Origin of the sequence: Pseudomonas sp. HMWF021 (assembly GCF_003061005.1) — a bacterium.
Classification (GTDB): Bacteria; Pseudomonadota; Gammaproteobacteria; order Pseudomonadales; family Pseudomonadaceae; genus Aquipseudomonas.
On sequence record NZ_QAIK01000172.1, the window covers coordinates 22,481 to 27,478 of the forward strand.

Sequence of the window (4,998 nt, forward strand, 5' to 3'; positions counted from 1 at the left end):
CCCGAACCGCCAGCGGCTCCAGGCCGAACTGGATGAAACCGCAGCGCCGATACAGGTTTAGCGCGGCATCGTTGCCGGCCGTGACGGTCAACTGGATGACTTTCAACGCAGGGTGGTTTTGCGCTTCGGTCAGTGCAGCCTGCACCAGTTCATGACCCAGACCGTGCTGACGAAAATCCGCCGACACGTACATGCCGAACAGCGTCGCCTTGTGACGGGCCTTTTCTCGCGGCTCGAAAGCCAGACCGACGATGCCGGCCAGTGTGCCCGCTTCAAACGCACCGAGCACCACGTCGAGCTTGCTGGTCAAGCGGGCTTCCCACCAGCTGAGCGGCATCACCGCGCGCTCGCGCACGCTGGAGGTAAAGGCCTGCGGATGCCGGTCGTAAGCTTCGAGCATCAACTCGCGGTAAGCCAGCGCGTGGCTGGCATCGAGGCGTTCGATCCACATGTTCAAGCCCTGCGCTGTTCAAGCATCAGGCGCACCGCCAGACCTGCGAGCACCAACCCCATGAAATAACGCTGCATCGCCATCCACGCCGGGTTGCGCACAAACCACGAGGCGATGCCCGCAGCGAACAGCGCAATCAGCAGATTGACGGTGAAACTGACGCTGATCTGGGTCAGGCCAAGCATGATGCTTTGAGTGAACACCGAACCGTGTTCAGGCGTAATGAACTGTGGAAACACCGAAAGATAGAACACTGCGATCTTGGGGTTCAGCGCGCTGGTAAGAAAACCCATGGTGATCAGTCTGCGCGACGAATCCGGCGGCAGTTGCCGCGCTTCGAACGGCGAGCGCGCACCGGGTTTGACCGCTTGCCAGGCCAGCCAGAGCAAATACAGTGCGCCGGCCCACTTCAACCCTTCGTACGCCATCGGCACCGCCAGAAACACCGCTGTCAAACCAGCGGCTGCGGCAAACATGTGCACGAAAAAACCCGCCGCCACGCCGAGCAACGAGGTCACGCCTGCCTTGCGTCCCTGACAGATCGAACGCGAGATCAGGTAGATCATGTTCGGCCCCGGTGTCAGGACCATCAACAGCGCGGCGGCAGCGAAGATCAGCAGGTCTGGAAGCGGGATCATGGTGAGCGTCCTGTACGTGGATGATCAGGCAATCGCCGTCAGCGAATTGCGATAAAACGGCAGGATCAGGTCGCGTGTCAATGGCGCCAGAACGACAGCGGGATCAGTCGCGGGATCGATCCAGATCACTTCCTCGATTTCGGCAGCGGGCATCACATCGGCGTCGATGGTCAGCTGAAATATCTGCGCTTGCACCACAAACCCCGGCTCGTTGGCGGCTGGCGCCGAAAACTGGCCGAGAAAATACGCATGCGCCGGATCGATCTGCAAGCCCAGCTCTTCCTCCAGCTCACGGGCCAGCGCGTGCACCGGCAATTCATGCGCTTCGATCTTGCCGCCCGGCTGCATGAACGCCGTGGTGCCGCGCTTGCGCACCAGCAGGGTCTGGCCATCGGGGTTGAGCAACAGCGCAGCGGCGATACGGATGAGGCCGGAAGGTGGAGCGGAAAAAGTCGACATGTCAGACAAAGCCTTGGGTGCAAAAACGGCAAGCATCACATGCTTGCCGTTGTGCAGCAAAGTCGCTGCCGAGATCTTACGTGGCTTCCTGAAAATCCATTTCCGGCGGTTGACGACGAAAGCCGCTGGTGAGCACCGCCAGATACACCACGCCAATCGCCAGCCAGCTCAGGCCCAGATACACCGCCAGGTGATCCAGGCTGACCATCAGCCACAAATCCGCGACCAGCCCGATGAACGGGAAGATCAGAAACAGCACCAGCTCACGCGGGCCTTTTTTCTCGCCGCCGATCCAGTAGTGAAAAATCACCGACAGGTTGACCAGACTGAACGCCAGGAACGCGCCGAAGTTGATGAACGAGGTCGAGGTGGTCACGTCGAGTTTCAGTGCCAGCAACGCCACCGCTGCACACAGCAGGATGCTGTTGACCGGTGTGCCGAAGCGCGCATGCAAGGTGCCGAAAAACGACTTGGGCAACACGCCGTCGCGGCCCATCGCAAACAGCAGGCGCGAACCACTGGCCTGGGCCGACAACCCCGAGGCGAACTGGCCGACGATCAGGCCGATGAGGAAGATCGAGACGAACAGATCGCCGCCGATGTTGCGCGCAATTTCATAAGCCGCCGAGTCGACGCTGTCGAACTGGACCGACGGGTGGGCGATCTGCACGAAGTACGACACGCCGACGAAGATCAGCCCGCCAATCAGCGTAATCAACATGATCGCCCGTGGAATGGTGCGGCGTGGGTCGCGGGTTTCTTCAGTCAGCGTGCTGACCGCATCGAAACCGAGGAACGAGTAGCAGGCGATGGCCGCGCCGCTCATGATCAGCGGCATCTGCATGTCGCCGTTGAAGAACGGTTTGATCGACCACAACGATGTGCGCGCATCGCCACCCACGTAGTGCACGCACAGCGCGACGAAGGCGATCAGCACCAGAAATTGCACGAGCATCAGCAAGGCGTTGATGCCGCTGGCCAGTTTCAGGCCGATGATGTTGATCGCGCTGGTGATGCCGATGAACGCCAGTACCCAGATCCACTGCGGGATCGACGGGAACGCCGAAGCGAGGTACGCCGCGCCGATCAGCCAGATGGCCATCGGCAGAAACAGGTAGTCGAGCAATACCGCCCAACCGGCGATGAAGCCGAGCTTCGGGCTGATCGCCTTGCGCACATAGCTGTAGGCGGAACCGGCGACCGGGAACGCAGCGGCCATGCGCCCGTAGCTCATGGCGGTAAAGAACATCGCCACCAGTGCCGCCAGATACGCGGCCGGGACCATGCCAGCGGTGGATTGCGCGAGGATGCCAAAGGTGCCGAGGACAATGATCGGCGTCATATAGGCGATGCCGAACAGCACCACCGCCCCTGATGACAGGGTGCGTTGCAAACGAGCCATGAGCGACTTACTCCGGATTTTATTGGATTTATGGCAGAGCCGAGTTCGGCGAATGTTTCGGGTGTGTTGTTGTTTTGAGTGAGTCAGATAAATCGATAAAAGATCGCAGCCTTCGGCAGCTCCTACAGGAGTACGCATTGCAACAGGCTGCGATCTCTTGATCTTCAGCGCGCAGGAATCAGCAACTCACGCAGTCCGCACGCGTGCTCCACCACCTCCCCCGGCAGCTTCAACCGCTGATCATCCAGATAGCGGTAATCCTTGCGCGCAGCCTCCAACCGGTCGAGATCCAGCTCGATGCTGAACTGCCCTTCTTCGCGCCCCGCTTCGAACAACAACGTCCCCAGCGGATCGACCAGCGCACTGCCGCCGGCAAACATCAAGCCGTCATCCCCGGCCTCGACGCGGTTGACCATCAACGCAAATGCCTGGTTTTCCTGGGCGCGGGCCATGATCGCGGTGCGGTGGGTCGGGGCGTACGGGTCCATGTTGCCGTTGGTCACGATCAGCAACTCGGCGCCCAGTTGTGCCAGGGCGCGGGCGGATTCGGGAAACTCGATGTCGTAGCAGATCAGCAGGCCGACGCGCACACCGTTCCACTCGCCAGTGACATAACGATCGCCCGCCTCGAACACGCCGCGATCCGACGCCCAGAGGTGGGTCTTGCGGTATTTGAGCGCGATGCCTTCGGGGGTGATCAGCAGCGTGGTGTTGTAGAAGCGACCGCTGTCGTTCTCGGCCATGCCGATCACCACGGCGATGTTGCGCTCGCGGGCGGCGGCCAGCACTGCGCTGACGGTCGGGCCATCCAGCGGTTCGGCGATCTGCGCCACGGTGTCGGCGCTCGGGAAGCCCATCAGGTGGGTTTCCGGAAACACGATCAATTGTGTGTCGGCGGCGCACGCGGCAATCGCCGTGAGAGCACGTTCGAGGTTGTACGCCGTGTCTTTGTCACGGCCCGCCAGTTGGGCGAGTTCGACTTTCATCGCGAGTCCTTGGGGTCATGGCCGGGCGCTGAAAGATTGCCCGGTGGCTGTCTGTGGGCCAGTATGCGCAGCAAGCAACCGGCCAGGGAATCACGCGGCCGGGGTAACCCGATAGGGGTAGTCCATGTCCGTTTCGTTTGATGACATCACCTGGCACCGCGCCGTCGGGCAACTGATCGACGCGCTCGACAAGCCGAATTTCTGGGCGCAACTGGTGCGTCTGCTCGACCAGTACGTGGCATTCGATAGCTGGGTGGCGCTGCTGTTCAGTGCCGATCAGCACCCGCAGGTCTTCGCCGAATGCCCCGGCGAAGACGGCAGTCCCGACCCGCTGTTTCAGGATTATCTGCGCGGGTTGTACCTGCTCGACCCGTTCTACATCGCCTGCCGCGAGCAGTCGCGCACCGGGTTGTACCGCCTGTCCGAGGTGGCGCCGGAGCATTTCGAGCTGACCGAGTATTACCAGCGATACTTTCGTCTGAATGTGGTCGCCGACGAAATCCAGTTCAATTGTCAGCTCGAAGGTGAGCGCACGTTGTGCCTGTCGCTGGGCAGTGAAAAACGTTTCACTGGCGAACAGATTGCTTTGCTGTCTTTGATCCAGCCGTGGGTGCTGGGCCTGTTGCGTCAGCGCCTGCCGTACGAGATCAACCAGACCGTGGCCCTCGCTGCCGCGCCTGCACCGGCGGACTGGCGGGTGCAACTGGAAGCGTCGGTGCAACAACTCAAGGGCGCGCAACTGACCGCCCGGGAGCTGGATGTCGGGCGGTTGATGCTCAGCGGTTGCTCCAGTAAAGAAATCGCCCGTAAGCTGGAAATCTCCGTAGAAACCGTGAAAGTCCATAAGAAACACATGTACAGCAAGCTGGGGATCAAATCCCAGTCGGAGCTGTTTTCGATTTTTCTCCAGGCGCAGAACGCCTGAATAGCCTTGGCACGCAGGAGACATCTGAAGCCTGGAATCCCCTGTGGCGAGGGAGCTTGCTCCCGCTCGACTGCGCAGCAGTCGCAAAACCTGGTCACGCGATGCAGCAGACAGACCGTGATGGCCGGGTTTGGGGC

At 61.0% G+C, this 4,998-nt stretch carries 6 protein-coding genes; 1 reads left to right on the top strand and 5 read right to left on the bottom strand.

The window, feature by feature from the left end; all coding sequences use genetic code 11:
• The 5 genes from DBR18_RS24920 to DBR18_RS24940 all read right to left on the bottom strand — a co-directional run.
• On the bottom strand, positions 1-451 hold a 451-nt coding region (locus tag DBR18_RS24920), incomplete at its 3' end, for a GNAT family N-acetyltransferase (protein WP_256588947.1).
• Between the two features lie 2 nt (positions 452-453).
• Complete coding sequence (locus DBR18_RS24925; protein ID WP_108592311.1) at positions 454-1,089, bottom strand: LysE family translocator; 636 nt, start codon at positions 1,087-1,089, stop codon at positions 454-456.
• 24 nt (positions 1,090-1,113) lie between these two features.
• Positions 1,114-1,548, bottom strand: a complete 435-nt coding sequence (locus DBR18_RS24930; RefSeq protein ID WP_108592318.1) for an NUDIX domain-containing protein — start codon at positions 1,546-1,548, stop codon at positions 1,114-1,116.
• A 76-nt stretch (positions 1,549-1,624) separates the two neighbouring features.
• Positions 1,625-2,950, bottom strand: coding sequence for an APC family permease (locus tag DBR18_RS24935; RefSeq protein ID WP_108592312.1), 1,326 nt, complete (start codon positions 2,948-2,950; stop codon positions 1,625-1,627).
• 164 nt (positions 2,951-3,114) lie between these two features.
• Positions 3,115-3,936, bottom strand: a complete 822-nt coding sequence (locus tag DBR18_RS24940) for a carbon-nitrogen hydrolase family protein (protein ID WP_108592313.1) — start codon at positions 3,934-3,936, stop codon at positions 3,115-3,117.
• A gap of 124 nt (positions 3,937-4,060) precedes the next feature.
• On the opposite strand from DBR18_RS24940, the gene DBR18_RS24945 reads away from it, so the two are divergent.
• Positions 4,061-4,861: a LuxR C-terminal-related transcriptional regulator gene (locus DBR18_RS24945; protein ID WP_108592314.1), complete on the top strand. Its 801-nt coding sequence runs from the start codon at positions 4,061-4,063 to the stop codon at positions 4,859-4,861.
• The last annotated feature ends 137 nt before the right edge of the window (positions 4,862-4,998 follow it).

Coding starts and splice junctions, on each gene's coding strand:
- DBR18_RS24925 (WP_108592311.1), bottom strand. CDS start 1,089: ATGATCCCGCTTCCAGACCTGCTGATCTTCGCTGCCGCCGCGCTGTTG.
- DBR18_RS24930 (WP_108592318.1), bottom strand. CDS start 1,548: ATGTCGACTTTTTCCGCTCCACCTTCCGGCCTCATCCGTATCGCCGCT.
- DBR18_RS24935 (WP_108592312.1), bottom strand. CDS start 2,950: ATGGCTCGTTTGCAACGCACCCTGTCATCAGGGGCGGTGGTGCTGTTC.
- DBR18_RS24940 (WP_108592313.1), bottom strand. CDS start 3,936: ATGAAAGTCGAACTCGCCCAACTGGCGGGCCGTGACAAAGACACGGCG.
- DBR18_RS24945 (WP_108592314.1), top strand. CDS start 4,061: ATGTCCGTTTCGTTTGATGACATCACCTGGCACCGCGCCGTCGGGCAA.